The sequence below is a fragment of the Mesorhizobium sp. M0698 genome, from assembly GCF_040320455.1.
Lineage (GTDB): Bacteria > Pseudomonadota > Alphaproteobacteria > Rhizobiales > Rhizobiaceae > Mesorhizobium.
The window spans coordinates 21,455-45,450 of record NZ_JAMYPQ010000007.1 but is presented as its reverse complement, the minus strand read 5'-3'; the positions used below and the strand labels follow the sequence as shown (position 1 = coordinate 45,450).

General features: G+C 59.2%; 22 protein-coding genes and 1 tRNA gene. 15 read left to right on the top strand and 8 right to left on the bottom strand.

All coding sequences use genetic code 11. From position 1 onward, the window contains the following. Positions 1-254 precede the first annotated feature (254 nt). Positions 255-503: a helix-turn-helix domain-containing protein gene (locus NKI16_RS16465; RefSeq protein WP_352923336.1), complete on the bottom strand. Its 249-nt coding sequence runs from the start codon at positions 501-503 to the stop codon at positions 255-257. Between the two features lie 204 nt (positions 504-707). Between NKI16_RS16465 and NKI16_RS16460 the strand changes: the two genes are divergently transcribed. Together NKI16_RS16460 and NKI16_RS16455 are read left to right on the top strand one after the other, a co-directional pair. Further along, positions 708-1,415, top strand: coding sequence for a hypothetical protein (locus NKI16_RS16460; protein WP_352923333.1), 708 nt, complete (start codon positions 708-710; stop codon positions 1,413-1,415). Continuing rightward, complete coding sequence (locus NKI16_RS16455) at positions 1,381-1,596, top strand: DUF2274 domain-containing protein (RefSeq protein ID WP_352923330.1); 216 nt, start codon at positions 1,381-1,383, stop codon at positions 1,594-1,596. The genes NKI16_RS16460 and NKI16_RS16455 overlap by 35 nt, the downstream gene beginning before the upstream one ends. 40 nt (positions 1,597-1,636) lie before the next feature. On the opposite strand, the gene NKI16_RS16450 is transcribed toward NKI16_RS16455, so the two are convergent. The 4 genes from NKI16_RS16450 to NKI16_RS16435 all read right to left on the bottom strand — a co-directional run bounded on the left by NKI16_RS16450 (position 1,637) and on the right by NKI16_RS16435 (position 6,331). Beyond that, the gene (locus tag NKI16_RS16450) at positions 1,637-2,524 is read right to left on the bottom strand and encodes a LysR family transcriptional regulator (RefSeq protein WP_352923327.1); all 888 of its coding nucleotides are present in this window, start codon (positions 2,522-2,524) and stop codon (positions 1,637-1,639) included. Positions 2,525-2,968: 444 nt separating this feature from the next. Next, positions 2,969-5,158: a calcium-binding protein gene (locus tag NKI16_RS16445; protein ID WP_352923324.1), complete on the bottom strand. Its 2,190-nt coding sequence runs from the start codon at positions 5,156-5,158 to the stop codon at positions 2,969-2,971. 639 nt (positions 5,159-5,797) lie between these two features. After that, positions 5,798-5,872 (bottom strand) — tRNA-Gln (locus NKI16_RS16440). A gap of 114 nt (positions 5,873-5,986) precedes the next feature. Next, the gene (locus tag NKI16_RS16435) at positions 5,987-6,331 is read right to left on the bottom strand and encodes a VOC family protein (protein ID WP_352923321.1); all 345 of its coding nucleotides are present in this window, start codon (positions 6,329-6,331) and stop codon (positions 5,987-5,989) included. A gap of 186 nt (positions 6,332-6,517) precedes the next feature. Here NKI16_RS16435 and ppdK point away from each other — a divergent pair, with 186 nt between their 5' ends. The 3 genes from ppdK (at position 6,518) to NKI16_RS16420 (ending at position 11,313) form a co-directional block, all read left to right on the top strand. Beyond that, positions 6,518-9,196, top strand: a complete 2,679-nt coding sequence (gene ppdK / locus NKI16_RS16430) for a pyruvate, phosphate dikinase (protein ID WP_352923318.1) — start codon at positions 6,518-6,520, stop codon at positions 9,194-9,196. Between the two features lie 297 nt (positions 9,197-9,493). Further along, a complete protein-coding gene (locus NKI16_RS16425) occupies positions 9,494-10,435 on the top strand; it encodes a glycosyltransferase family 9 protein (RefSeq protein ID WP_352923315.1) in 942 nt (313 codons plus the stop codon). A 140-nt stretch (positions 10,436-10,575) separates the two neighbouring features. Next, the gene (locus NKI16_RS16420; RefSeq protein WP_352923312.1) at positions 10,576-11,313 is read left to right on the top strand and encodes a polysaccharide deacetylase family protein; all 738 of its coding nucleotides are present in this window, start codon (positions 10,576-10,578) and stop codon (positions 11,311-11,313) included. Here NKI16_RS16420 and NKI16_RS16415 read toward each other — a convergent pair whose 3' ends face one another. Next, positions 11,314-11,703 carry a DUF427 domain-containing protein gene (locus NKI16_RS16415; RefSeq protein ID WP_352923309.1) on the bottom strand — a complete coding sequence of 130 codons (390 nt, stop codon included), beginning with the start codon at positions 11,701-11,703 and terminating at the stop codon, positions 11,314-11,316. A 126-nt stretch (positions 11,704-11,829) separates the two neighbouring features. Continuing rightward, positions 11,830-12,216, bottom strand: coding sequence for a hypothetical protein (locus NKI16_RS16410; protein ID WP_352570751.1), 387 nt, complete (start codon positions 12,214-12,216; stop codon positions 11,830-11,832). 176 nt (positions 12,217-12,392) lie between these two features. On the opposite strand from NKI16_RS16410, the gene NKI16_RS16405 reads away from it, so the two are divergent. Further along, positions 12,393-14,021, top strand: a complete 1,629-nt coding sequence (locus NKI16_RS16405) for a fatty-acid--CoA ligase (RefSeq protein ID WP_352923306.1) — start codon at positions 12,393-12,395, stop codon at positions 14,019-14,021. A gap of 83 nt (positions 14,022-14,104) precedes the next feature. Continuing rightward, complete coding sequence (locus NKI16_RS16400) at positions 14,105-14,890, top strand: DUF1499 domain-containing protein (protein ID WP_352923303.1); 786 nt, start codon at positions 14,105-14,107, stop codon at positions 14,888-14,890. 13 nt (positions 14,891-14,903) lie between these two features. On the opposite strand, the gene NKI16_RS16395 is transcribed toward NKI16_RS16400, so the two are convergent. After that, positions 14,904-15,812 (bottom strand): MBL fold metallo-hydrolase, encoded by a 909-nt coding sequence (locus NKI16_RS16395; protein ID WP_352699664.1) that lies wholly within the window; start codon positions 15,810-15,812, stop codon positions 14,904-14,906. A gap of 114 nt (positions 15,813-15,926) precedes the next feature. Here NKI16_RS16395 and NKI16_RS16390 point away from each other — a divergent pair, with 114 nt between their 5' ends. From NKI16_RS16390 to NKI16_RS16355, 8 genes are all read left to right on the top strand, one after another. Further along, the gene (locus NKI16_RS16390) at positions 15,927-16,517 is read left to right on the top strand and encodes a biotin transporter BioY (protein ID WP_352923299.1); all 591 of its coding nucleotides are present in this window, start codon (positions 15,927-15,929) and stop codon (positions 16,515-16,517) included. Between the two features lie 409 nt (positions 16,518-16,926). Then, positions 16,927-17,487: a transcription termination/antitermination protein NusG gene (gene nusG, locus NKI16_RS16385; protein ID WP_352923296.1), complete on the top strand. Its 561-nt coding sequence runs from the start codon at positions 16,927-16,929 to the stop codon at positions 17,485-17,487. Between the two features lie 147 nt (positions 17,488-17,634). Further along, on the top strand, positions 17,635-18,954 hold the full coding sequence (locus NKI16_RS16380) for a UDP-glucose dehydrogenase family protein (RefSeq protein ID WP_352923294.1): 1,320 nt from the start codon (positions 17,635-17,637) through the stop codon (positions 18,952-18,954). 40 nt (positions 18,955-18,994) lie between these two features. After that, positions 18,995-20,272 (top strand): sugar transferase, encoded by a 1,278-nt coding sequence (locus NKI16_RS16375; protein ID WP_352923291.1) that lies wholly within the window; start codon positions 18,995-18,997, stop codon positions 20,270-20,272. Between the two features lie 149 nt (positions 20,273-20,421). Beyond that, positions 20,422-21,516 carry a GDP-mannose 4,6-dehydratase gene (gmd, locus tag NKI16_RS16370; protein ID WP_352923289.1) on the top strand — a complete coding sequence of 365 codons (1,095 nt, stop codon included), beginning with the start codon at positions 20,422-20,424 and terminating at the stop codon, positions 21,514-21,516. 25 nt (positions 21,517-21,541) lie between these two features. Further along, positions 21,542-22,315, top strand: coding sequence for a glycosyltransferase family 2 protein (locus NKI16_RS16365; protein ID WP_352923286.1), 774 nt, complete (start codon positions 21,542-21,544; stop codon positions 22,313-22,315). Between the two features lie 154 nt (positions 22,316-22,469). Beyond that, the gene (locus tag NKI16_RS16360) at positions 22,470-23,087 is read left to right on the top strand and encodes an rRNA adenine N-6-methyltransferase family protein (RefSeq protein WP_352923283.1); all 618 of its coding nucleotides are present in this window, start codon (positions 22,470-22,472) and stop codon (positions 23,085-23,087) included. A gap of 144 nt (positions 23,088-23,231) precedes the next feature. Then, entirely contained in the window at positions 23,232-23,969 is a 738-nt protein-coding gene (locus NKI16_RS16355; protein WP_352923280.1) for an FkbM family methyltransferase, read from the top strand. The last annotated feature ends 27 nt before the right edge of the window (positions 23,970-23,996 follow it).

The window sequence follows — 23,996 nt, the reverse complement described above, 5'->3', positions numbered from 1 at the left end:
AGGGGCCGGAACGTGCCAGTCACCCACCCGTTGGCCAGCCGGGCTGTCGGCTGATTTCTGCCCTATGCAATTCGCATGCCCGCGCGCCAATTCGGCTTTGAGGTCGCAGGATGCTCCCGCATTTCGAGTGAGAGCAGTCGATCTGCAACAATTACAATCGTAAGTGGATCTGTAGATGGACAAACAGCAACCACTGTCGAAGACACTAGGCCGGAGATGGATGAACGAAGCCTTTGCCGTCCGTTTGGTGCAAGTCATTCGCTTTCCAGAGGGCGTGCCAGCCGAACGCCAGGCCCGCCGCCATTTTCGGGAATGAATTCGACGCCACCTGCCTCCAACGCACGCTTCAATGCTTCGATCGTTACCTGGTTGGCCTTCAACATGCCAGCGATTGGCTCAAGCCGCTTAATGGTCGCGACTGACACTTTTGACTTCGCGGCGAGGGCTTTTTGATCCCATTGCAAAAGTGCGCGGGCGGCCCGCAACTGCTCACTCGTTATCATTATTATACCTAACGCATCATTTGATGCCAAAAGTCTTGACTATGCCGGCGGTTTCGTTTAAGACTCTAGAGTGGACACTGCACTCGCTCAGCCCCAGACAATACTCGACCGAGGCAGGACGAGCCCGTGTGAAACGGCCGAATAAGGTGGTGCAACACCTTACCCGGCCTGACCACAACCCTAAGCTTCTGAGGAGCTCGGATCATGACTGATTCCGACAATATCACGAGTCTGCCATTCGTCACCCGCAGGCGCGTGCTTGCGGGAACAGTGGTGGCTACTACCGCGTGGACACTTGAAGGTAACGCGTCCGCAGGCGACGCCGGAAGGACCAATGTGCCTTCGGACCCAGCGCTGGCGCTTCGGCGGGAATGGCAGACAGCCCACAAGTTGACCAATCGGCTTTGCCGCAGGCAGCAGCGCCTGGAGACGAGGCTTGTCGAATGTGTCGGCTTTCCTTGTGTAGACGTCCGCCTTCCCGATGGCGAAGAACTGACAGTCTACTCGATTGAGGCGCTCAATCAGGTGCTCGGCAACGGGCCGGATACCGCCGCTCTCCGAGAGAAGGCCGAAACTGAGTTTGCTGCGCATCAGGCACGCTGGGATGCGGCTGCCGAGAAGACCGGTTACATTGCTGCGCTCAGAGCTGAACGCGAAGCTGGCGAGCGGACGAAGGATCTTCTGGAAACCTTCTCAACGACCCCTGCTACGACTCTCGCCGGTGTGGCGGGCAAGCTCGATGCCGTGTTGCGCGAGGGCGAAGCCTGGGAGGAATGCTCCGAGTTTCCTTGGCCGCAAATCCGCTCAGCGCTCTGCGATCTGGTGCGCATCGCCGAAGGCTTTGGTGCTGACCGGGTGCGGCGCCGAAGGATCCATCATGACCAAGGTGAAACTCTCCGCCATTCCCGATGACCGTCCGGTCAAGATCACGGTCGAACTGCCCGGCGCCGCTCATCGCGATCTTGTCGCCTATGCTGAATTGCTCGGCCGCGAGACCGGACAGATAGTCACCGATCCGGCAAAGCTGATAGCGCCGATGCTGACCCGGTTCATGACAACGGACAGAGCCTTTGCCAGAGCCGAAGAATCCTGAAGCCGGGATGACTATTCGGGTCATTGCGGTCGGACGGCTGTCAGGACCAATACCTATCGCGCAAGAATGCGATGAAGACCGTCAGGGCAGGATTGGCATTGTCCGGACGCCAACGGGCAAAGCTAAAGATTTGGATCGGCTTGCCCCCGATCCGCAGCTTGCGGCAGACGGCGCCGTCAGGGACGCTGTTGGTGTCTCCATCGTGGACCAGAGCGACTCCAAGGCCGTTTCCGACAAGGCGCAGAAGGATGCCCGCACTGACGTGATGTTCGACAATTGCGGGAAGCTGCACGCCATTTCCAACAGCGTCGGCGAGCAGAAATGCTTCGCCCCTACGCACGAGCAGCGTCTCTTGGCCCAACTCCAACCACTCGATCACGGGGCGGCTTGCGAGAGAATGATTTGAAGCGACAACGACGGCCAGAGTATCCTTCCACAACATTAGTTCGAATGGGCCGCCATTGGAGCGCGAGGAGGAGGTCACGGTGACGTCGACCTCCGCGCCGCCCAGAGCAGCCCTGGGCTCGGTGTGAGGCCCCTCTATCAAGCTGACGGTCACATTTGGATGACATTTCCCGAACTCGATAATCGCATCCAGCGCTCGCCCGGCGAGGATGAGTCCGTTGGAGCCGATGGAAAGCCTTTGTTGTTCATCTTTAATGCCGGTCCTGGCCAGCGTGAGAGTATTGTCCAGTTCGAGCAGCACGGAGCGCAGACGATCGAGGAAACGCTCGCCGGCCGGGGTTGGCCCAACGCCTCGAGCATGGCGATGAAATATCCTCGTTCCCATCGCGTATTCGAGATCGCGTATGCGCCGGCTGAGCGCGGAGTGATCGATACCGGCGCGCCGCGCCGCGCGCAGAAAGCTGCCCTCCTCGGCGACCACAAGCGCATAATTAAGTGTCGCGAGTTGAATGGAGCTCCGCATCTCTGCTCAAGGTCAAGGTAGCAACAAATCGCAGAGATTTGAGCGCTTTTGACGCCGGCGGGCTATCCCCAGATCTCGGTATTGACATGGAGTGAAACCATCCAGGCCTCTTTTAAACAGGATCATGAGAACAAGGACGCAAGAGGCGTGCAGCAAGACTTCCGCGATAATCGGAACATGCTGCGACGGAACGCGTGGGCTCCGCTCGTGGGGGCTCGCATAGCAAATGAAGCGAGCTCGTTTTGGCAGGCTGTGCTCGCAACGACAATCCCCGGAAGACACTCACCAGAGGATATCATTCCATTTTTCGGGTGAGTCTTATGGAGGGGACGTCGCAATCCAGGAGGAGAGCACAACTCAGACTGGTCACTTCGCTTGGATAATCCGGTGCTTGAACAAAGACGGAGCGGCGGACCGGCTCGAAGGTCCGCCGTTCCGGGTCGTTCAGACTACAAGGAACGAACCTGCTGCAAGCGACAGACCTGGAGAGAGAGTGGCGAACTGTATTTGAGCTGCGCCGCCGATCCCGTCGCTGTCGAAAGAGAGCGCTCCGGTTGAGTTGTTGTAGATGATATGGTCGGAGCTATCATGCGCGGTCGTACCGGCAAAGAAAGCATCGGATGAAAGGCCTCCCAGCTTAAGCCCGGCAAAAATGGCGTCGTCGAGCTGAATCTTGTCTTGGAGCTTGTTGAAGTCGGTGACCTTATCGATATTGCCGGCTCCAAGAGCGCTGTTGAACAGGAAGGCATCGTTACCGCCCCTACCGGTTAAGAAGTCGGCACCGCCGCCTCCGTTGATGATATTAGCGCCAGCATTGCCGAAGATGCTCTGGCCGAACTCGTTGCCAGTGAGGTTGATTGCCGTCGTGCCGGATGGGTCCTTGGCGACGAGAAGCTCAACCGACGAGCCAGGCGAAAGAGCATAGCTCACGCTGCTGAGCACCCTGTCGGCGCCCCCGCCCGTCACCTCATTTACCTTGTCTCCGGCGTTGTCGACAAAGTAGACGTCATTGCCGCCATAGCCGGTCATCGTGTCGGCACCGGCGCCACCATCAATAAGGTTGATCGCGGCATTGCCCTGGATGGTCTGGGCGAACGCATTGCCGGTCAGGTTGATCGCCGTGGTCCCGGACGGATTGTTGGTGGCGAGAAGCTCGATCTCGGAGCCGGCCGCAAGCGCATGACTTACGGAGGCGAGTACCTTATCGGTGCCGCCGCCCACCACCTCAAATACTTTGTCGCCGGCATTATCGACATAGTAGGTGTCGTTGCCGCCTCTACCGGTCAAGAAGTCGGCACCGCCGCCTCCGTTGATGATATTAGCGCCAGCATTGCCGAAGATGCTCTGGCCGAACTCGTTGCCAGTGAGGTTGATTGCCGTCGTGCCGGATGGTTCCCTGGCGACGAGAAGCTCCACCGACGAGCCAGGCGAAAGAGCATAGCTCACGCTGCTGAGCACCCTGTCGGCGCCCCCGCCCGTCACCTCATTTACCTTGTCTCCGGCGTTGTCGACAAAGTAGACGTCATTGCCGCCATAGCCGGTCATGGTGTCGGCACCGGCGCCACCATCAATAAGGTTGATCGCGGCATTGCCCTGGATAGTCTGGGCGAACGCATTGCCGGTCAGGTTGATCGCCGTCGTGCCGGACGGATTGCTGGTGGCGAGAAGTTCGATTTCCGATCCGGCCGCAAGCGCATGACTTACGGAGGCGAATGCTTTGTCGGTACCGCCGCCCGCAGCCTCGATCTCCTTGTCGCGGATGTCATCGACATAATAGGTGTCATTGCCACCATAGCCGATCATTGTGTGGCCGCCGGCCCCGTGAAACACATCGTCGCCGCTGGTGCCATACAAGGTGTCGCTTGTGTCGACGGGAGGCGGAGTGGTCCCCGTCGTTGCAAGGTTGTGTTCCCGGAAAACGGCCTGCAGTTCCGAAGAGCTCTCCAACGCTGTGTCGCCTCGCTGCGAACCCCAGGCGTATGCGTAGTCGAAGGCGGGTGACGGAACCAGCTTGGCCCAGTGGTCCATCATGGTTTCCATCTGGGCGGCGGTGGGCACGACATATTTGCCACCCATATCGGTGTTATACTCGCCGCCTCCAAACGCCTGGTAGCCCGGAACGATCTGGCTCGTCGGGATGCCCGATGCCTGAGCGGCGGCAACGAATTTATCGATCATGTTGTAGTCGACCGGGCCATCCGTGCGGACCGGATAGACATCTATGCCGTAGTAATCGATACCGGTATTGGCGGGATTGTACGTGCCTCTGAAATCCGGATTCGCCGACGTCCCCAAGCTCATCATTGTGATGTAGGTCTTGGCGCCTGGAAAATGCTCATGGATCCAGTCGGATTCTGCCTTCAGATTTGCGGCAGAGGCGTAGGTGCCCCATTGGCCGGTGGGATCCGGCTCGTCAACCAGGAAGAACCCAAATACGTTCGGATTGCCGAGGAAAGGAGTAACCTTGTCGATAAAGGATTGGGTTACTCCGTTGGCCTCGTCGAGGTAGACCAAGCCTTTCATGCCCTCTGGCAGCTCGTTGACCTGGTCAACATATTGCACGCTAGCCAGATTGAATCCGGCTTTTGCAATGTCCGTGCCGGATCCGCCCGACGTGTAATGGAGAGTCGCCATCCATAATCCCTCATTTTGATTCGATAGCGCCCCGCGGATGCCTGCCTACTAGAAGGTGTATATTAGCGCCAAATCACATACCTGCACGCCCTGATAGAATGATTGATCGGCGGCAGGATTCTCACGTTGCGGCGAAAAATATACTTACGGATAGTCGACATTGTGCGATAAAAGCAAATTTAACGTCAGAGATGCCCACGTTGTTTTCCGAGATATGCTTATTGATATTTCTACGACATTCTACTTGTTGCTGACAGCACAAGATAACATGATCACCGTCGTTAAAAACGAAATTGAATTTTATTAAAATTAGTTTGATGATTGCGCCGGTTACTACTAGAGAGGCGTTGGAGGCGCTGACTTATCTGAAGAAAAGCGACAAAAAAATCCGATGTTTTGGATTATAAAAGTCTCAAACTATAAGATCGAACGTCAAGCCGTGGCAGAAAAACTGCTTTTCTCCACAAGATGCATTTGACTGCCGGCCAATTGAGCCGACATTAAACTAAGATGCCAGCCGCATCGCGCTCTCTGCCGGAGACACCAATTTGTTGTGGACAGATACCGCAGATACCAGTCCGCGACCAAGGTGTCTGCAACTGAGATTACGACTCGGGAGATCGTCAGAATTTGGAGAACTGGCTGGGGCGCCAGGATTCGAACCTGGGAATGTCGGTACCAAAAACCGATGCCTTACCACTTGGCGACGCCCCAACAGCCGGAGCCTGCCCGCTGTGCGCGCGGCCTTATAGGACGAGCCGGGAGAAAGCTCAATGCCGACTATGCGCGACCGATCCACCAGTTTTGCAATCGCTACTTTGAACGGATCTATTCACCCCACACCGCCATTTCATTGCCGGCCGGATCGACGAAATGGCACCGCCTGCCGCCGGGGAATGAAAAGATCGGCTTGACGATGGTGCCGCCGGCATTTTCGACGGCGCTCAATGTTTCCTCCAGCCTTTCGGAATAGAGCACGGGCAGCGGCTTGGCCGGCGCATCTTGGCCATCCGCCCGAAAACCGCCGTCCAGCCCTTCGGCAAAAGCTGAATAGGTCGGCCCGTAATCGGTGAACGACCATGAGAAGGCCGCGCTGTAGAAAGCCTTCACGCTGTCCAGCGTTCCGCCCGTCGCCGGCATTTCCAGATAATCGGGCTTTCCGGTCATTCTCATCGCTCTACCTTTTGTTCTCGTTATGTTCTACAACAAAGCTTCCCAAAAAGCAAGTCTTTTCGACGCCGCTTTTCCTTAATCGATTGTAGAGGCCGGCCGGCTTGGTCGATGCCTTGCCTTTCGCACTGCAGCATCATATCGCTCGATTTGCCAATATTTCCAATCTTCTGCAACCGGGGAGCAAGCATGACCAAATGGGTGTACACCTTTGGCGACGGCGCCGCGGAAGGCCGTGCCGGCGACCGCAATCTGCTCGGCGGCAAGGGCGCCAACCTGGCCGAAATGTGCAGCCTGGGCCTGCCGGTGCCGCCAGGCTTCACCATCACCACCGAGGTCTGCAACGCTTATTACGCCAACGGCCACGCCTATCCGGCCTCGCTGGAAGCGGATGTGGCGGTCGCCCTCGATCACATCGGTCGGCTGACCGGGCGGCGTTTCGGCGATCCGTCGAAACTGCTTTTGGTGTCGGTGCGCTCCGGTGCCCGCGCTTCCATGCCCGGCATGATGGACACCGTGCTCAATCTCGGCCTCAACGACGAGACGGTCGAAGCCTTGGCCGCCGATTCAGGCGATCCGCGCTTTGCCTATGACAGCTATCGCCGTTTCATCCAGATGTATTCCGACGTCGTCATGGGCCTCGACCATGAGGTCTTCGAGGAGATCCTCGAAGACCAGAAGGGTGGGCTCGGCCATGAGCTCGACACCGAGCTGACAGCCATCGAATGGCAAGGCGTAATCGCACTCTACAAGGCCAAGGTCGAGGAGGAGCTCGGCAAGCCGTTTCCGCAGGATCCAAACGAGCAGCTGTGGGGCGCCATCGGTGCGGTGTTTTCCAGCTGGATGAACAACCGCGCGATCACCTATCGGCGCCTGCACGACATTCCCGAAAGCTGGGGCACGGCGGTCAATGTCCAGGCCATGGTCTTCGGCAATATGGGCGACACCTCGGCCACCGGCGTCGCCTTCACCCGCAATCCGTCGACCGGCGAAAAGCAGCTTTATGGCGAGTTCCTGGTCAACGCCCAGGGCGAGGATGTCGTTGCCGGCATCCGTACGCCGCAGAACATCACCGAGGCGGCGCGCATTGCCGCCGGTTCCGACAAGCCGTCGCTGCAGAAGCTGATGCCTGACGCCTTCCAGGCTTTCGTCAGCATCTCCGACCGCCTGGAAAAGCACTACCGCGACATGCAGGATCTCGAATTCACCATCGAGCGCGGCAAATTGTGGATGCTGCAGACCAGGTCCGGCAAGCGCACCGCCAAGGCGGCGCTGAAGATTGCCGTCGACATGGCCAGGGATGGACTGATTTCGAAGGAGGAGGCCGTCGCCCGCATCGATCCGGCCTCGCTCGACCAGTTGTTGCATCCGACCATCGATCCGAAGGCGGCGCGCGACATCATCGGCGTCGGCCTGCCGGCCTCGCCGGGCGCTGCCACCGGCGAAATCGTGTTTTCCTCGAACGACGCCGAGGAGGCCAAGACACAAGGCCGCAAGGCGATCCTGGTGCGCATCGAGACCAGCCCCGAAGACATCCATGGCATGCATGCGGCCGAAGGCATCCTGACGACGCGCGGCGGCATGACCAGCCACGCCGCTGTTGTGGCGCGCGGCATGGGTAAGCCTTGCGTTTCGGGCGCAGGCTCGCTGCGCGTCGACTACAAGGCCGGCACGCTGATGGCGATGGGATCGACGTTCCGCAAGGGCGACATCATCACCATCGACGGCGCCAACGGCCAGGTGCTGAAAGGCGCGGTACCGATGCTGCAGCCGGAACTCTCGGGCGATTTCGCCGCCATCATGGAATGGGCCGACGGCGCGCGCCGCATGAAGGTGCGCACCAATGCCGAGACGCCGCTCGATGCGCGCATGGCGCGGTCCTTCGGCGCCGAAGGCATCGGGCTTTGCCGCACCGAGCACATGTTCTTCGACGGCGACCGCATCATTGCCATGCGCGAGATGATCCTGGCCGATACCGAAAAGGACCGGCGAACGGCGCTGGCCAAGCTGTTGCCGATGCAGCGCTCGGATTTCCTCGAACTGTTCGAGATCATGGCCGGGCTGCCGGTGACGATCCGCCTGCTCGATCCGCCGCTGCACGAATTCCTGCCCAAGACCGAGGAGGAGGTGGCCGAGGTCGCCGCCGCCATGAATGTGTCGCCGGACAAGCTCCGGCGGCGCACCGAAGCGTTGCACGAGTTTAATCCGATGCTCGGCCATCGCGGTTGCCGGCTTGCCGTCTCCTATCCGGAGATCGCGGAGATGCAGGCGCGCGCCATTTTCGAGGCGGCCGTCGAGGCCGGCAGGAAGGCCGGCGCGCTGGTGGTGCCGGAGATCATGGTGCCGCTGGTCGGTCTGGTGAAGGAGCTCGACTACGTCAAGGCGCGGATCGATGCCGTCGCCAAAAGCGTGATGCAGGAAACCGGCGTCAAGATCGACTATCTTACCGGCACGATGATCGAACTGCCGCGCGCCGCGATCCGCGCTCATGTCATTGCCGAGGCGGCCGAATTCTTCTCTTTCGGCACCAACGATTTGACCCAGACCACCTTCGGCATCTCGCGCGACGATGCGGCCTCGTTCCTCGAGACCTACCGGAAAAAAGGCATCATCGAGCAGGATCCGTTCGTGTCGCTTGACATAGACGGCGTCGGCGAGCTGGTGCGGATGGCGGCCGAAAAGGGCAGGGCGACGCGGCCCGACATCAAGCTCGGTATTTGCGGCGAGCATGGCGGCGACCCGGCCTCGATCCATTTCTGCGAAAAGGTCGGCCTCGACTACGTCTCGTGCTCGCCATACCGGGTGCCGATCGCCAGGCTGGCCGCGGCGCAAGCGGCGGTGCAGGCTGCAAAGAACGGCCGCGGATAGGAGGTGGAGTCCACCGGCATCTGACCTTACCGATTTGTAACCGAATTCACGCGAACGTGCGTGTGTCGGCTCCAAATCCCGACATCGTTTCTGCCCAGTTTCCGGCCCTCGAACCCGCCCCGGTGCCAGAAACAGATGTTGCAGAACCCGCCCACGCACGTCCGCTCGATTCTCATCCTCCAGACGAAATTCATCGGCGATCTTGTCCTCGCTTCCGCGCTCGCCAGAAACCTGCGCCTCCAATATCCAAAGGCCAGGATAGTGTTCCTTTGCGAGGCGAACTTTGCCAGTTTCCTGTTGGCTCATGGCATCGCCTCGGACGTGGTGGCGTTCCGGCGCGTACGGATGCGTGGCACCCCTGTGCAGCGTGGTCGCGAGCTTTACGCGATGGTGCGCGCTCTGCGCCGGTTCGGGTTTGACCTGAGCATCGACCTGGCCGATTCCAAAACCTCACGCATCATCGTCAGGCTCGTCAATGCCAAGACCCGCGTCGGATACGATCCTCCCGAAAAACCGTTGCGCTGGCTGGAAAGTCAGCCCGCAAACGTCGCAGCCAAGCCGTTTGGCTTTGGTCGCCAGCACTATCTCTACCGCTATCTTTCGCCGCTTGAGGCGCTTGGCGTGGAGTTGCGTGCGCCTGTCCCGACGATTGAGCCGCTGCCGCTGGAGACCGCCAGGGCATTGGCGCTTCTCGACCGGCATCATCTTCGGCGTAACGCCTTCATAGCCGTTCATGCAGGAGCGAGCTTCCGGGGGCGGCAATGGCAGCCGGAACGTTTTGCGCTGGCGATCGACGAGATCTCGCGGCAGACCGGGTTGGACTTCCTGCTTGTCGGCGGCCCCGATGAACGGGCATCTGCCGAGCGCATCGTCGCCAAGGCCGCTTCGCCGGTCGTCAACGTGGTCGGGGCGCTGTCGCTGGCAACGCTGCTGGCGGTCCTCGGCCAGGCACGCCTGTTTCTGGGAAACGAGAGTGGCCCGATGCACATGGCCGCCGCCGCCGGCACGCCGGTTGTCGGCCTCTTCGGCCTGACCGACCCGGCCGTCTGGGGGCCTGTCGGCGTGGCCAGTGTTACGCCGCGGCCCTCCATGCCTTGCGAGTGCATAGCCAGGGACCTGTGCCGCCGACCCGATCCGAGCAAGGCTTGCTGCGTCTGGCGACTTGAGGTCAAAGCGGTGGTCGACGCGGTGCTCGCGATCCTTTCACGTAAGGTTAAGGACGTGGAGCACGCATTGTGACCTCGCGCTTGCCAAAGGTCAGGCCGGCGGTCAAATTGCCGCTGCCGACGCTTTTGCAGGGGCATCGTCCCGATTTCCGCCTTGATGGCGGTCTTGGGGTCGCCGCTTCAACTTTGATCCGGCCGACCTGGAAATAATCGATGCGCCCGTTCCAAAAGTATTTTTGCGCCATTGCGATATCGCTGTGGGCTGTTTCTCCTGGCAACGCCCAGTTGCTCGTCGCACCGACGCTGCACATCAAGGCCGAGGCGGGCGGCGGCCGCGTCGCGCTGACGCTCGATGCGTGCGGCGGAAGGACCGACACACGGATTCTCTCGGCGCTGGTGGAAAACAAGATTCCTGCCACCATTTTCGTCACCGGCATCTGGCTGAAGCACAACGCCGCCGCCGTCGAGATCATGCGGGCGCATCCCGAACTGTTTGAATTGGAAAACCATGGCGGCCGTCATGTCCCCGCCGTCGACACGCCGCAAAAGATCTACGGCATTCGCAGTGCCGGCAGCCCGCAGGCCGTGCTGGCCGAGGTCGAATCGGGTGCTGCCGCGCTTGCCGTGACCGGCGAACCGGCGCCGAAATGGTTTCGCGGCGCAACCGCCGAATACAGCCCGTCGGCAATCGCGATGATACGCAAGCTTGGTTTCAAGATCGCCGGATTCTCAATCAACGGCGATGGCGGCTCATTGCTCGGCGCAAAAGAGACCGCCCGGCGCGTCGCCGCGGCCAAGGACGGCGACGTCATCATCGCTCACTTCAATCAGCCGACCCATGCAGCCGGCGAAGGCGTGGTGCAGGGACTTCTGGCGCTGAAGGCCAAGGGCCTCACCTTCGTGCGTCTCGACGATGCCGACGGCGTCGGCGATGAAGGCACCACCGACTGATCAGTCGGGCGTCGCCTCGATGGTCACCTTGTTCGGATAGAACGCGCCGTGATCGCGGATATCGGCCATCTCGTCGAACGGCCGCTCATAGGCCCACATCGCATCCTTGCCTGCATCGCCGGCGGGCAGCACGCTCCAATAGCTGGCATCGCCCTTATAGGGGCAATGGGTCGAGTGTTCGGTCTTGCCAAGCTGTTTGAAGTCGATGTCGCCGAACGGAATGTAGAAAACCGGGGGGTAGGGCGATTCGGTCAGCACTTTGACCTTGTTGGACGAAGCGATGACGACATCGCCGGCGCTGACCGTCACGGTGCCCTTGTAAGGCTCGACTGTGATGACCTTGCCGGGATTGCGCTGAAAGCCGGGTGACCGGTTTGCGATCTGGTCCATATCGGATCTCCTTGCCTCTACCCCAAGATGTGTCTGGCAAGCGCGTTGCGCAAGACCTGCCCGCCATCGGCGGGCATCGCCCCACGGGGGCAAGTCTCGCGCTTTCCTCCGATACCTCGCCTAGAATTAGGCGGCGGCCTGGAATGCGTCCATCAGCCCGGCATACGCGGCGGCAATGCCGGCCACCGGATTGGTGCTTTTCGAGGTGGTCTCGACCTTCAGCGCACCACCGCTGGTCGGCAAGGTGAGCAGCAGGAACTGGCGATTGCCGCCGTCGCCGACGCAGGCGGCAGCGACGTGCTGACTTTCGCCCTCGTTCTCGACGCACATCTTGAACAAGAGCGTGCCGCCGACCGCTTCGAGGGCGCCACCGACGACCTCGACGAATTCATCTTCGGAAACGGCTTTGGCGTCAGGCACCAGATCTGCCTGCGCGACGTCGGCCGCCACCAGATCGGCCAGACTCTCGGCAAGCGTATTTTCGAGGGCTTTGTCGTCGAGCTGCGCGTCCATGCGAACCTCTTTCATTCGCCAATCACACCCCGCCTGTTAATCAACGTTAACGCCGAGCATGGCCGGATTGTGGCGAATTCCGGCTCATTTCGCTCTGTTCGCCGCTCCAGTCCGGTCACGGCTGGACAATCCGCCGGTTCGTCCCACAATGGCGAAAAAATAACGGGAGGAACAAGATGCTCGGGCTGATGCAGGAATGGCCGCTGCTTTGCCATAAGCTGATCGACAATGCCGAGCGGCAGCACGGCAGCCGCGAAATCGTGTCGCGTTCGATCGAGGGGCCGATCGTGCGCAGCACATATGCCGAAATCCATGATCGTGCCCTGAAGGTCGCCGAGCGGCTCGAGCGTGACGGTTTCGGGCTTGGCGACCGCATCGCGACCCTGGCCTGGAACACCGCGCGCCACATCGAGGCCTGGTACGGCATCATGGGTGTCGGCGCCATCTATCACACGCTCAACCCGCGGCTCTTTCCCGAGCAGATCACCTGGATCATGAACAATGCCGAGGATAAGGCGATCTTCGTCGATCTGACCTTCCTGCCGCTGCTCGAAAAGATCGCCGGCGCGGTCAAGTCGCTGAAGCAGGCTATCGTGCTGACCGACAACGCGCATATGCCGGAGACTGCGCTGCCCAATGTGGTTGCGTACGAAGAATGGCTTGCTGAAGCCGACGGCAACTTCGCCTGGAAGACATTCGACGAAAACACCGCCGCCGGTATGTGCTACACCTCGGGCACGACGGGCGATCCGAAAGGCGTCCTCTACAGCCATCGTTCGAACGTGCTGCACGCCATGATCGCCGCGATGCCCGACGCCATGGGCCTGTCGTCGCGCGATACCATATTGCCGGTCGTGCCGATGTTCCACGCCAATGCCTGGGGCCTTGCCCAGAGCGCGCCGATGGTCGGCGCCAAGCTGGTCATGCCCGGTTGCAAAATGGATGGCGCTTCGCTCTACGAGCTGCTCGACACCGAGCAGGTGACCTTCAGCGCCGCCGTGCCGACGGTGTGGATGATGCTCCTCCAGTATCTGGAAGAGACCGGCAAGAAACTGCCCTATCTGCAGAAAGTCGTCATCGGCGGCTCGTCCTGTCCACGCGCGCTCACGACGAAGTTCCAGGACAGTTACGATGTCCAAGTCGTCCACGCCTGGGGCATGACCGAGATGTCGCCGCTCGGCACGCTGTGCACCCTAAAGCCGGATTACGCCGGGCTGAAGGGCGAGGCCCGCCTCGGCGTCCAGCAGAAACAAGGCTTTACACCGTTCGGCATCGAAATGAAGGTGACGGACGACGCCGGCAACGAACTGCCATGGGACGGCAAGACCTTCGGCCGGCTCAAGGTCCGCGGGCCGGCCATCGCGCGCGCCTATTATGGCGGCATCGGATCCGAACAGTTCGATCAAGACGGCTGGTTCGATACCGGTGACGTCGCGCATATCGACCCCGGAGGCTATATGCAGATCACCGACCGCGCCAAGGACGTGATCAAGTCGGGCGGCGAATGGATCTCGACCATCGAGCTCGAGAACCTCGCGGTCGGCCATCCCGATGTGGCGGAGGCCGCCGCCATCGGCATTCCGCATTCGAAATGGGGCGAGCGGCCTTTGCTCGTGGTCGTGCGCAAGCCGGGCAGGGAGCCGACCAAGACGGATATTCTCGCTTTCATGGACGGCAAGGTGGCGAAGTGGTGGATGCCGGACGACGTCGCTTTTGTCGGCGAAATCCCACACACCGCTGCCGGCAAGATCCAGAAGATTACCTTGCGCCAGCAGTTCCGGGATTATCACCTGCCGACGGATTGACCGGAGATGCGGCGTCTTTGCGTCTTCAAGCCGCCGCTGAAAGGCACTATGCCTGTGTTCGGGTTGGGGCAGCGCGGAAACCAATGACGGGAATTCCCGAGCGACAAACGTCGAGGGCTGCCGGTTGGTCGCGGCGCGCCGGCGCGTTTTCGGCAGTCCTGCTGCTGACCGCTCTCATCGGCCATCGCTATGACCTCGTCGAGACCCAAGCTTTCCTATGGGTGCTTGGCATTGTCGCCTTGCTGGCCGCGTTTGCGCTTTTGTTTGCCGGGTTTGCCTTCGCGCGATTGTGGAACTTCGGTGATCGTGGCGGCCAAGACCTGACCGCCGGCGCCTTGCTGGCGTTTCTGGTGCTCATCCCTTACGCTGTCGGGGCCTATTGGGCGGCGACCTATCCGCCGCTGCGCGACGTCTCGACGGATTTCGACGACCCGCCGGCGCTCGATATTTCTACCCGGACAAAGGATATGAACGAGCTTTTGCCGCCGACACCCGGCGAGCAGCGCCTGCAAATCGAAGCTTATCCGCTTGTTACCGGACGCAGCTACACCTTGCCTTTCGATCGCGTTCTGGAGGCGGTCAAAACGGTGCTCGATCGGCGCGGCTGGCAGCTCACGGCGCCGTTTCCAGACGCAGCAGGGCAAAGCGACGTGACGGTCGATGCGCTGGCCAAGAGCTTGCTGCTTGGTCTTCCCGCCGATGTCGCCATCCGCGTGACCGACGACGGCGATGTGGTCATCGTCGATATGCGCTCGGCCTCGCGTTACGGCCGCCATGACCTTGGCGACAATGCAGCGCGCATCACCGATTTCCTTTCCGAACTCGACCAGGAAGTCGCCGGCCAGGTGGGCGTGGCGCCGGCGGAATGATATCCGAAGTGTGCTACGTTGCCGGCGAATAGATGCCGTCGATAGCCGGCGCGCCGTCGGTGTGGACCAGGCCCTGCGCCACCAGGTCTTCCAGATGGGCAAGCACCGACAGGCCGGCCGCGCCATGCAGGCGCGGGTCGGTGTCGCGATAGATCGCGTCCACCATGTCCTTGATTGTCCGGTCGCCGTTGTTGATCCGCTCCAGAATTGCGCGTTCGCGCATTTTTCGATGCGTTTTCAATCCGCGCATGAAGCTGCGCGGCTCGGTCACCGGCCCACCATGACCGGGCAGCAGCAGCCGGTCGTCACGTTCGATCAGCCGATCGAGCGATGTCATGTACTCGGCCATCGCGCCATCCGGCGGTGCGACGATCGTGGTTGCCCACGCCATGACGTGATCGGCTGAGAAAAGGATGCCGGTTCCCTCCAGCGCGAAGCCCGCGTGATTGGCGGTATGGCCGGGCGTCAGCACCGTCCGGATCGCCCAGCCGTCGCCGTCGATCACCATATCATCCGGCAGCGCGATATCAGGAACAAAGTCGGTGTCGGCGCTGGCATCGAGTGGATTGACCTCGCCGGTGCGCAACGGCCGCGCCGGGCGATGCCGGCCCTCCGCCAGAACCACCGCACCCGTATGCTGCTTTAACCGAGCCGCCAGCGGCGAATGGTCGCGATGCGTGTGGCTGATGAAGATATGGCTGACCGGCCTGGTCCCGATCGCTTCGAGCAGTGTTCGAAGATGTGCCTCGTCATCCGGTCCGGGATCGATCACCGCCAGCGTCTCGCGCCCGACGATATAGCTGTTGGTTCCGTGAAAGGTGAACGGGCTTGGGTTCCTGGCGGTGATGCGTTGAATACCAGGCGCAACGGCTACGCCCTGGCCATAGGCCGGATCGAAGCGTGTATCGAATTTCAGCGCCATGCGAACGTCGCGACCTTTTTTGGGGCGAGGGCAAAACCGATTGCCGCATAGCACGGAAGCCAATATAGGAAAACGCAAGGCCGCGTTCGGCGGCAATCCGGAACGGGGAAGACTATGGCAATTACAACGACGATGCGTCCGCTCATTTCTCTCGCTTTGCCTGAAAAGGGCGCGGCCCGGCTGGCAGGACAGCTTTTGCTGGCGATCGCCGGAACGTTGCTGCTGATCTTGTCTGCCAAGACCAAGGTCATGCTCGGACCGGTAGACATCTCGATGCAGACGCTCGCCGTCTTCCTGATCGCTGCCTCCTTCGGCATGCGCCTTGGCGTCGCTACGCTGCTTCTCTACATGGCCGAGGGCGCGTTGGGCCTTCCGGTCTTCCAGAGCACGCCCGAAAAGGGCATCGGTATCGCTTACATGCTCGGTTCGACCGGCGGTTATCTAGCCGGCTTCGTCGTCATGGCGGCGATCGTCGGCTGGGCTGCCGACCGTGGCTGGGATCGCCATCCTATCAAGCTCTTCAATGCCATGCTGGTGGCCGAGATCGTCATGATGGCAATGGGCTTTGCCTGGCTGGCGCTGTTGATCGGCCCGGAAAAATCCTGGCAGTTCGGGGTGTTGCCCTTTATCGTCGGTGATCTGATCAAGGTTGCGCTGGCCGCGAGCTTGGTGCCGGCTGTCTGGTCGCTGTTGAAGCGTTCGTGAAGCGGGTCGAGCGGTGATAACCTGTTCTGCGCGACAGTGATTTTTCGCCGCAGTTGGTGTGGCCGTGCAGGATCTTTGTCGCTGGCGGCAGGCTTGTGCGCGACGCCATCCGTCACATTAGCTTCAAGTCGACGGACTAAGTACCAGAACCAACGGGCGATTCGTCACGACCAGCGTAACCAAGCACCTACGCATGGAAATAAATTGCTCGACATAGCATCTCAGCCAGCTGAAAAAGAAAGCGGCTCGATGCTTATTTAGGCAGAGCTAAATTTCTGGACAATGTATAGGAAATTCTTAACCCAACCGCCTTGACTCTAGTGGCTTGGTTGCTTGCTGGTATCCACACACTGTCGTAACCGTTGACCTGAGATCATGCCGCCGACCGCCGAAGGAAGAAGGAAGACACGTGAGTAGCGCGGAAAAAACAACGACCAACGCGACCCTGTCGCCAGAGCCGGCCGCTGCGCCGGCAACGCGCTGGTATGCGGCCAGCGTCTTTCCCGGGAAGGAGCATGTCGCAGAGCGGCATCTCCGGATCCAGGGATTTCAGCCCTTTGTGCCTCGCTGCGAGAAAACCGTGCGTCATGCCCGGCGCCTCGAAACCCGGTCGGCCGCATATTTCCCGGGTTATATGTTCATCGCCCTTGACCTCGGGCTGCAACGTTGGCGCTCGGTCAATGGAACGTTCGGCGTGCGCTCCCTGGTGATGCAGGGCGACCGGCCTTTGCCGGTCCCCTCGGGTCTGGTAGAGCGCTTTATTGCGCTAACCGGCAGGCACGGCCTGCTCGATTTCAGCGGCGGCCTCGCAGCCGGTGCTTCGGTCCGGATTCTTTCCGGCCCGTTCGCGGAAATGATCGGTCGCCTTGACCGGCTCGATCCAGCCGGAAGGGCTCGGGTTCTGATTGCGATCATGAATGGCGAGATACCTGTCGACCTTGATACCAGGGATCTCGTCGCCATCGCATAGTCGTAAGCATCGAGGTGCGGCGAGGCGATGCAAATTGTTGTAGGATCGGCTCTCGGGTTTTCACCCGGGAGTGCGGTAGCCGTTCTTCGGTGGGACTAGGCGCTGTCTGACGAGATCGTCTCGTCGGCGCTGATGAGAGTACGCGATATGCGGATAACAATGATTGGTGCCGGCTATGTAGGGCTCGTCTCGGGCGCCTGCTTCGCCGATTTTGGCCATCAGGTCTGCTGCGTCGATCGTGATGCGGAAAAGCTTGCCATGCTCAAACTCGGCAAGATACCGATCTATGAGCCAGGGCTCGACGACCTCGTCACCACGAATACCGCGCAAGGTCGCTTGCGTTTCGACGACAATCTGGCCGATGCCGTTTCTCAATCGGATGTCGTCTTCATAGCCGTCGGCACGCCGTCACGGCGTGGCGATGGGCACGCCGATCTGTCCTTCGTTTACGATGCGGCCGCCGAAGTTGGCCGCGCGCTCAAAGGATTTACGGTCGTGGTGACGAAATCGACCGTCCCTGTCGGTACCGGCGATGAGGTGGAACGGATCATCCGCGAGCAAAATTCCGCCGCCGATTTTGCGGTGGTCTCCAATCCGGAATTTCTTCGCGAAGGATCGGCCATCGAGGATTTCAAGCGGCCCGACCGCATCATTGTCGGGACCGAGGCCGAAAGGGCCAAGGCGGTCATGGGCGAGATCTACCGTCCACTCTCGTTGAATGTCGCGCCGATATTCTATACGAGCCGGCGTACGGCTGAGCTTACCAAATATGCTGGCAACGCATTTCTGGCCATGAAGATCACCTTCATCAACGAAATAGCCGATCTCTGCGAGCGGCTAGGGGCCGATGTGCAGGATGTCGCGCGCGGCATCGGCATGGACAATCGCATCGGCGCAAAGTTTCTTCACGCCGGGCCGGGCTATGGCGGCTCCTGTTTCCCGAAAGATACGCTGGCACTGGTCAAGACCGCGCAGGACGCGGCAAGCCCGGTGCGGCTGATTGAAACGACGGTCTCGATAAACGACCAGCGCAAACGGGCGATGGCGCGCAAGGTGGTCGAGGCCTGCGGCGGCTCGGTTCGCGGCAAGGCCATCGGCATCCTTGGCCTTACGTTCAAGCCGAACACCGACGACATGCGCGACGCCCCCTCATTGGCCATCATTCAGGCACTCCAGGACGCAGGCGCTTCGATCAAGGCTTATGATCCGGTCGGCATGGAGCAGGCGCGCAAGATGATCGAGGGTATTGAGTTCGCAGAGAGCGCCTACGCGGTAGCCGATGGATCGCACGCAATCGTCATCGTCACCGAGTGGAACGCGTTTCGGTCGCTGGATCTGAAGCGGCTCCGTGCAATTATGGCGACACCGGTAATGGTCGACCTTCGAAACGTCTACCGCGGCGAGGACGTCTTGAAGGAAGGCATAGCCTATTCGAGCGTTGGCCGAGAGCGCCACTTTGTCAGGTGAACGTCCAGGTTTCCATGGGACCCGGGTTGCGGGATTCAATTTGAGCACCACCACTGTCCAATTGCCGAATCGAAGGCATCTGCTACTCCGGATGCGCTTTCAGCTGCTTGGCGGATTGACATTCGCTATCCTGCTGCCTGCGCTGATCCGCATGTCGTTTGATCAACAGGTTATCCTGTACTCAAACTTGCAGGTTACGATCGTCGCGGCAATCATCGCTCATACGACAGGCTACTTCCTCTACAAGCGCATCGGCAATTTCCCAGGCGTCGCGGCGGCTGGCTACATTCTGCCAACTTTCGCGCTGACCTATGGCCTTGTGTTCGTCACTATCTTCTTCTTCAGATTTGATTACAGCCGATTCCAGGCCGCCGCGAGCTTCATCCAGTCAACATTGTGGTACTTTGGCCTGAGCCTGGCCACGCGACGGCTCGATGCATATCGCCTGGCGATAATTCCTGGCGGAGATGTCGACAGGCTGGAGACAATACCGGGTGTGAGCTGGCATAGGATCCATTCGCCCGATACGGTTGTCGAATACGCCAGCGGCGTCGTGGCCGATCTTAGGGCCGATCTTTCAGATGAATGGGAGCGGTATATTGCGGACCGCGCACTGTCGGGAACACCAGTCTATCACGTCAAGCAAATCAGCGAATCGCTCACAGGCAGGGTGGAGATCGAGCATCTTTCTGAAAACACTCTAGGCTCTTTGAATCCAAACCAGGCTTACCTGAAAATAAAACAGTCGGTAGACTGGGCTTCTGCGTTGTTTGTGCTTGTTGTTTTCTCGCCATTGCTCTTGTTTGTGGCGATTGCCGTAAAGATCGATTCGCCCGGACCCGCACTATTCAGACAAAACCGGATGGGCTACAGAGGACTTCCTTACGACGTCTATAAGTTTCGAACGATGAAGCTCAGCGCCACCATTGGCGATGAGAAGGAAAACGCCATCACAAAGCCCGGCGATGCGCGCATCACCCGCTTGGGACAGTTCTTGAGAAAGTCCAGGATCGACGAGTTGCCGCAGGCCTTCAATATCCTGCGCGGGGAGATGAGTTGGATCGGTCCGCGGCCGGAAGCACTCGTGCTCTCGAAATGGTACGAGGCGGAACTGCCATTCTATCGCTACCGCCACATCGTGCGGCCCGGCATTACCGGATGGGCACAAGTCAACCAGGGGCACGTTGCGGCCGTGGACGACGTCCTGGAAAAACTTCACTACGACTTCTACTACATCAAGAATTTCTCCCCTTGGCTCGACGTGCTGATTGTGTTTCGTACCATCCGAACCATGCTGACCGGCTTTGGCGCACGCTGACAAGGCGATAAAGATCGGTAGTCGACGTAACCAAGCCGCCGGTCACGAACTTGGGGATAGTCTCCAGTTTTATGAAATGAGTATTTGTAACGTCCAAAGCCACGCTGATCAGCGTTGGGAATATCGCCTGTCGACCCCGGAGAAGTACAATGACTAGGAAAACCGCACTCATTACCGGCATCACCGGCCAGGATGGCGCCTATCTGGCGGAACTTCTTTTGGCAAAGGGCTACAATGTCCATGGCATCAAGCGGCGTTCCTCTTCGTTCAACACAGGTCGCATCGACAATCTCTACCAAGATCCGCATGAAAAGAACGTAAGGCTGTCGCTGCACTATGGCGACATGACCGACGCCACCAACCTCATCCGCATCGTCCAGGAGGTGCAGCCCGACGAGATTTATAATCTCGCCGCGCAATCGCATGTCCAGGTGAGCTTCGAGACCGCAGAATATACGGCGAATGCGGACGCGATTGGCACATTGCGTCTCCTCGAAGCCATCCGACTGCTTGGCTTGACAAAAAAGACGCGTTTCTATCAGGCATCGACGTCCGAGCTCTACGGCAAAGTGCAGGAAATCCCGCAACGGGAGACGACGCCTTTCTATCCTCGGTCACCCTATGCGGCCGCAAAGATCTATGCCTATTGGATCACCGTGAATTACCGCGAAGCTTACGACATCCACGCGTCGAACGGCATTCTCTTCAATCACGAAAGCCCGATGCGCGGCGAGACATTTGTCACCCGCAAGATCACGCGCGCGGCTGCTGCAATCAGCCTCGGCCTTCAGGACAAACTCTACCTTGGCAATCTATCGGCTGAACGGGATTGGGGGCACGCCCGCGATTATGTCGAAGGCATGTGGAGAATTCTCCAGCATGAGGTGCCCGACGATTATGTCCTTGCAACCGGCGTAAAGAATTCGGTCCGCCGCTTTGTCGAGCTTGCATTTAACGAGGTCGGGATCGAGATCCGATGGGTTGGTTCCGGCATTAACGAAAAAGGCGTTGATGCAAAATCAGGAGCCGCTCTGGTCGAGGTGGATCCGCGTTATTTCAGGCCGACCGAAGTGGAGCTTCTGATCGGCGACGCCTCGAAAGCGGAGCGCGTTCTCGGGTGGAAGGCGACAACGTCGCTCGCCACGATGGTCCAGGAAATGGTCCAGTCCGACCTCGAAACGGTAAGGCAGGAATCCGAACATCGACGCCTGGACGAGGATCGGAATCGCGTTGCGGCACAGTAAGCGGGCGGCATTGGGCCGGGTCGACATGAAAATCTCCGTCTTGACCGTCTGTTGGAACTCTGCGGCGACTATCAGGCATACGATCGACAGCTTCCTGGCCCAGGATCATGACGACAAGGAGCTGGTGGTCATCGACGGCAACTCGTCGGACGAGACGCTGGAAATTATCCGGTCTTACCCTCAGGACCAGATCCGGCTGGTCAGCGAGCCCGACAGCGGAATGTATGATGCCCTCAACAAGGGGCTGCGCCTCTATACCGGAGACGCGGTAGGCGTGCTGAATTCAGACGATTGCTTTCATGATCATGCGGCGCTGGGACGGGTCTCCGCAGGCCTCGCAAAGGCCGATATCCTGCATGGCGACCTGGATTTTGTCGAAGACCATCTGTGCAAGCGGATCGTGCGCCGTTGGCGTGCTGCGGCTCGACCCGCCAAGGGCTTTCGGACCGGATGGATGCCGGCCCATCCAACATTCTACGTCAAGCGCAATGTTGCCGACGCGGTCGGTGCATTCGACCTCAGCCTCAAAGTGGCATCGGACTATGATTGGATGCTGAGAGCTGTTGAACTCCACGGATTCCAAACTGATGCCACCAGCCATGTGCTGGTGGACATGATGGTTGGTGGGGCCAGCACGCGAAGCCTTGTCTCGCATATCAGGCACAATCTGGAAGCGCTTCGGTCGCGCCGCCGCTGGCTGGGGTCAGGTCCTCTCGACTACGCGCTTGTTGCCAAGCCGGCGCGGAAGCTAGGGCAGTTTTTGTCCAAACCACGTCGAAGCAATAATCGTTCCGCTTGAAAGGCGACAGTTCGGCTCCTTGCGAGGCGGCCGGTTTCTCGATCCGTCCTGAAGCAATGCCTAGCGATGGAGTCCTACACGTTATATGGATCCTCAACCATGAATGGCCATGAATTGAACAATCAACAATGTCCCAAATTGCAGAACCTCGACCATGAATGAGCCAAAGAGCATCTTCGAGCCGATCGGAGGCTATGTCCTTGATGTCGTTGCAAAACTGCGCAACCGGCAGTTTGTTCCGCACTCGCTGACGAAGCTTCACAATATGAAAACGTGCAGGGACATGACAGGCGCGACGACTGCGGTAGAGATTGGCTCCTACAAAGGGATCACAACGAAGCGTCTCTCTTACCTTTTCGATAAGGTGATCTCGGTAGAGATTGACGAAGCTCTGTACCAGCAGGCCAGCAAGCGCTGTGCGAGGCGGAAAAACGTGGAGCTGCTGCTGGGGGACGGCGCAAAGCTGCTTCCAGAAATAGCTGCGCGGGCGCGAACAGCGCTTATTTTTCTGGACGGTCATTTTAGTGGCGGCCTCACCGGTCAAGGTGACGAACCGGAGCCTGTATTGAAGGAACTGGATCTCATCCAGGCAAACTTGGACCACTTCTGTGCGGTCATCGTGGACGATTTCCGTCTGTTTGGCGTCGAGCCCGGATGGCCGCGAAAAGCCGAAGTGATGCAGAAGTTGGAAGATGTTTTGCCGACGAGCGAATGGGCTCACAGCGTCCTGAACGATCAGTTCATAGCAGTCCGTAAAAAATCGGCAAAATGACGAGCGAGCATTGCATCTCGTCGCATCCAAAACAGGTCGGAGTCAGTGCGTATCCAAACGCCGTGGAGCGACCTGGGCAAATATGCTCTTCGTGACAGCGCGTTCAGCAATTCAACTTACAGGTAGCAAACAAGGAACCATTTCATGAGGGTGAATCTGGCGATCGCAGCGCAGCGATTTTTCGGTCTATTCGGCTACCACTTGAGAAAGCTTGATCGCGGCGTTCACATCGATGACTCTATGGAGGAACAATTGCGTCTCGTAGGTGACGCAGTGTCCACGATTTTTGAAGTTGGCGCTGCCGACGGACGTGACACGGGCACCTATGCAAACAGATGCCCTAAGGCGACAGTTCACGCCTTCGAACCATTGCCAGAAAACTTTGCGAAACTTAGCGCTGTCGCTGAGCGTGAGCCGCGAATCGTTCCGGTCAACATGGCCGTCTCTTCAGAGGAAGGAATATCTTCCTTCCATGTCACCGCGCTGCCAGACGCCAGTTCCCTCTTTAGTCCGAGATCTACCGGTTCAACATTTGACAAATATATGTTAGAAGAGAACGTGGTAGAAGTTAACGTTACGAGCTTGGCTGAATATTGCAAAAAAAAGGGCATAAAAAACATAGACCTGCTAAAGATGGACGCGCAAGGGTCAGAGCTAAACATCTTGAAGGGTGCGGAGCACCTAATCAAGGAGAAGCGAATAAAGCTTATATATTCGGAGGTTTTATTTATGAAAATATACGAAGGGTGTTGCCAATTTCATGAGGTGACAGCATATCTTGATCGATTGAATTATCGACTACATGCGATATACAACCAACATCATAATCAATCTGGCCAACTGGCCTGGGCTGATGCCATCTATCTACCGAATATTGACTGACGCGCCGATTTGGATAAGGCAGGCGGT

Bases quoted from the DNA above. Each gene is read 5' to 3' on its own strand.
- NKI16_RS16365 (WP_352923286.1), top strand. From the start codon at position 21,542: ATGAAAATCTCCGTCTTGACCGTCTGTTGGAACTCTGCGGCGACTATC.
- NKI16_RS16420 (WP_352923312.1), top strand. From the start codon at position 10,576: ATGCGCCCGTTCCAAAAGTATTTTTGCGCCATTGCGATATCGCTGTGG.
- NKI16_RS16410 (WP_352570751.1), bottom strand. From the start codon at position 12,216: ATGGACGCGCAGCTCGACGACAAAGCCCTCGAAAATACGCTTGCCGAG.
- NKI16_RS16435 (WP_352923321.1), bottom strand. From the start codon at position 6,331: ATGAGAATGACCGGAAAGCCCGATTATCTGGAAATGCCGGCGACGGGC.
- NKI16_RS16445 (WP_352923324.1), bottom strand. From the start codon at position 5,158: ATGGCGACTCTCCATTACACGTCGGGCGGATCCGGCACGGACATTGCA.
- NKI16_RS16400 (WP_352923303.1), top strand. From the start codon at position 14,105: ATGACGGGAATTCCCGAGCGACAAACGTCGAGGGCTGCCGGTTGGTCG.
- NKI16_RS16465 (WP_352923336.1), bottom strand. From the start codon at position 503: ATGATAACGAGTGAGCAGTTGCGGGCCGCCCGCGCACTTTTGCAATGG.
- NKI16_RS16415 (WP_352923309.1), bottom strand. From the start codon at position 11,703: ATGGACCAGATCGCAAACCGGTCACCCGGCTTTCAGCGCAATCCCGGC.
- NKI16_RS16395 (WP_352699664.1), bottom strand. From the start codon at position 15,812: ATGGCGCTGAAATTCGATACACGCTTCGATCCGGCCTATGGCCAGGGC.
- NKI16_RS16390 (WP_352923299.1), top strand. From the start codon at position 15,927: ATGGCAATTACAACGACGATGCGTCCGCTCATTTCTCTCGCTTTGCCT.
- gmd (WP_352923289.1), top strand. From the start codon at position 20,422: ATGACTAGGAAAACCGCACTCATTACCGGCATCACCGGCCAGGATGGC.
- NKI16_RS16405 (WP_352923306.1), top strand. From the start codon at position 12,393: ATGCTCGGGCTGATGCAGGAATGGCCGCTGCTTTGCCATAAGCTGATC.
- NKI16_RS16380 (WP_352923294.1), top strand. From the start codon at position 17,635: ATGCGGATAACAATGATTGGTGCCGGCTATGTAGGGCTCGTCTCGGGC.
- NKI16_RS16360 (WP_352923283.1), top strand. From the start codon at position 22,470: ATGAATGAGCCAAAGAGCATCTTCGAGCCGATCGGAGGCTATGTCCTT.
- NKI16_RS16450 (WP_352923327.1), bottom strand. From the start codon at position 2,524: ATGCGGAGCTCCATTCAACTCGCGACACTTAATTATGCGCTTGTGGTC.
- ppdK (WP_352923318.1), top strand. From the start codon at position 6,518: ATGACCAAATGGGTGTACACCTTTGGCGACGGCGCCGCGGAAGGCCGT.
- NKI16_RS16355 (WP_352923280.1), top strand. From the start codon at position 23,232: ATGAGGGTGAATCTGGCGATCGCAGCGCAGCGATTTTTCGGTCTATTC.
- NKI16_RS16460 (WP_352923333.1), top strand. From the start codon at position 708: ATGACTGATTCCGACAATATCACGAGTCTGCCATTCGTCACCCGCAGG.
- NKI16_RS16455 (WP_352923330.1), top strand. From the start codon at position 1,381: ATGACCAAGGTGAAACTCTCCGCCATTCCCGATGACCGTCCGGTCAAG.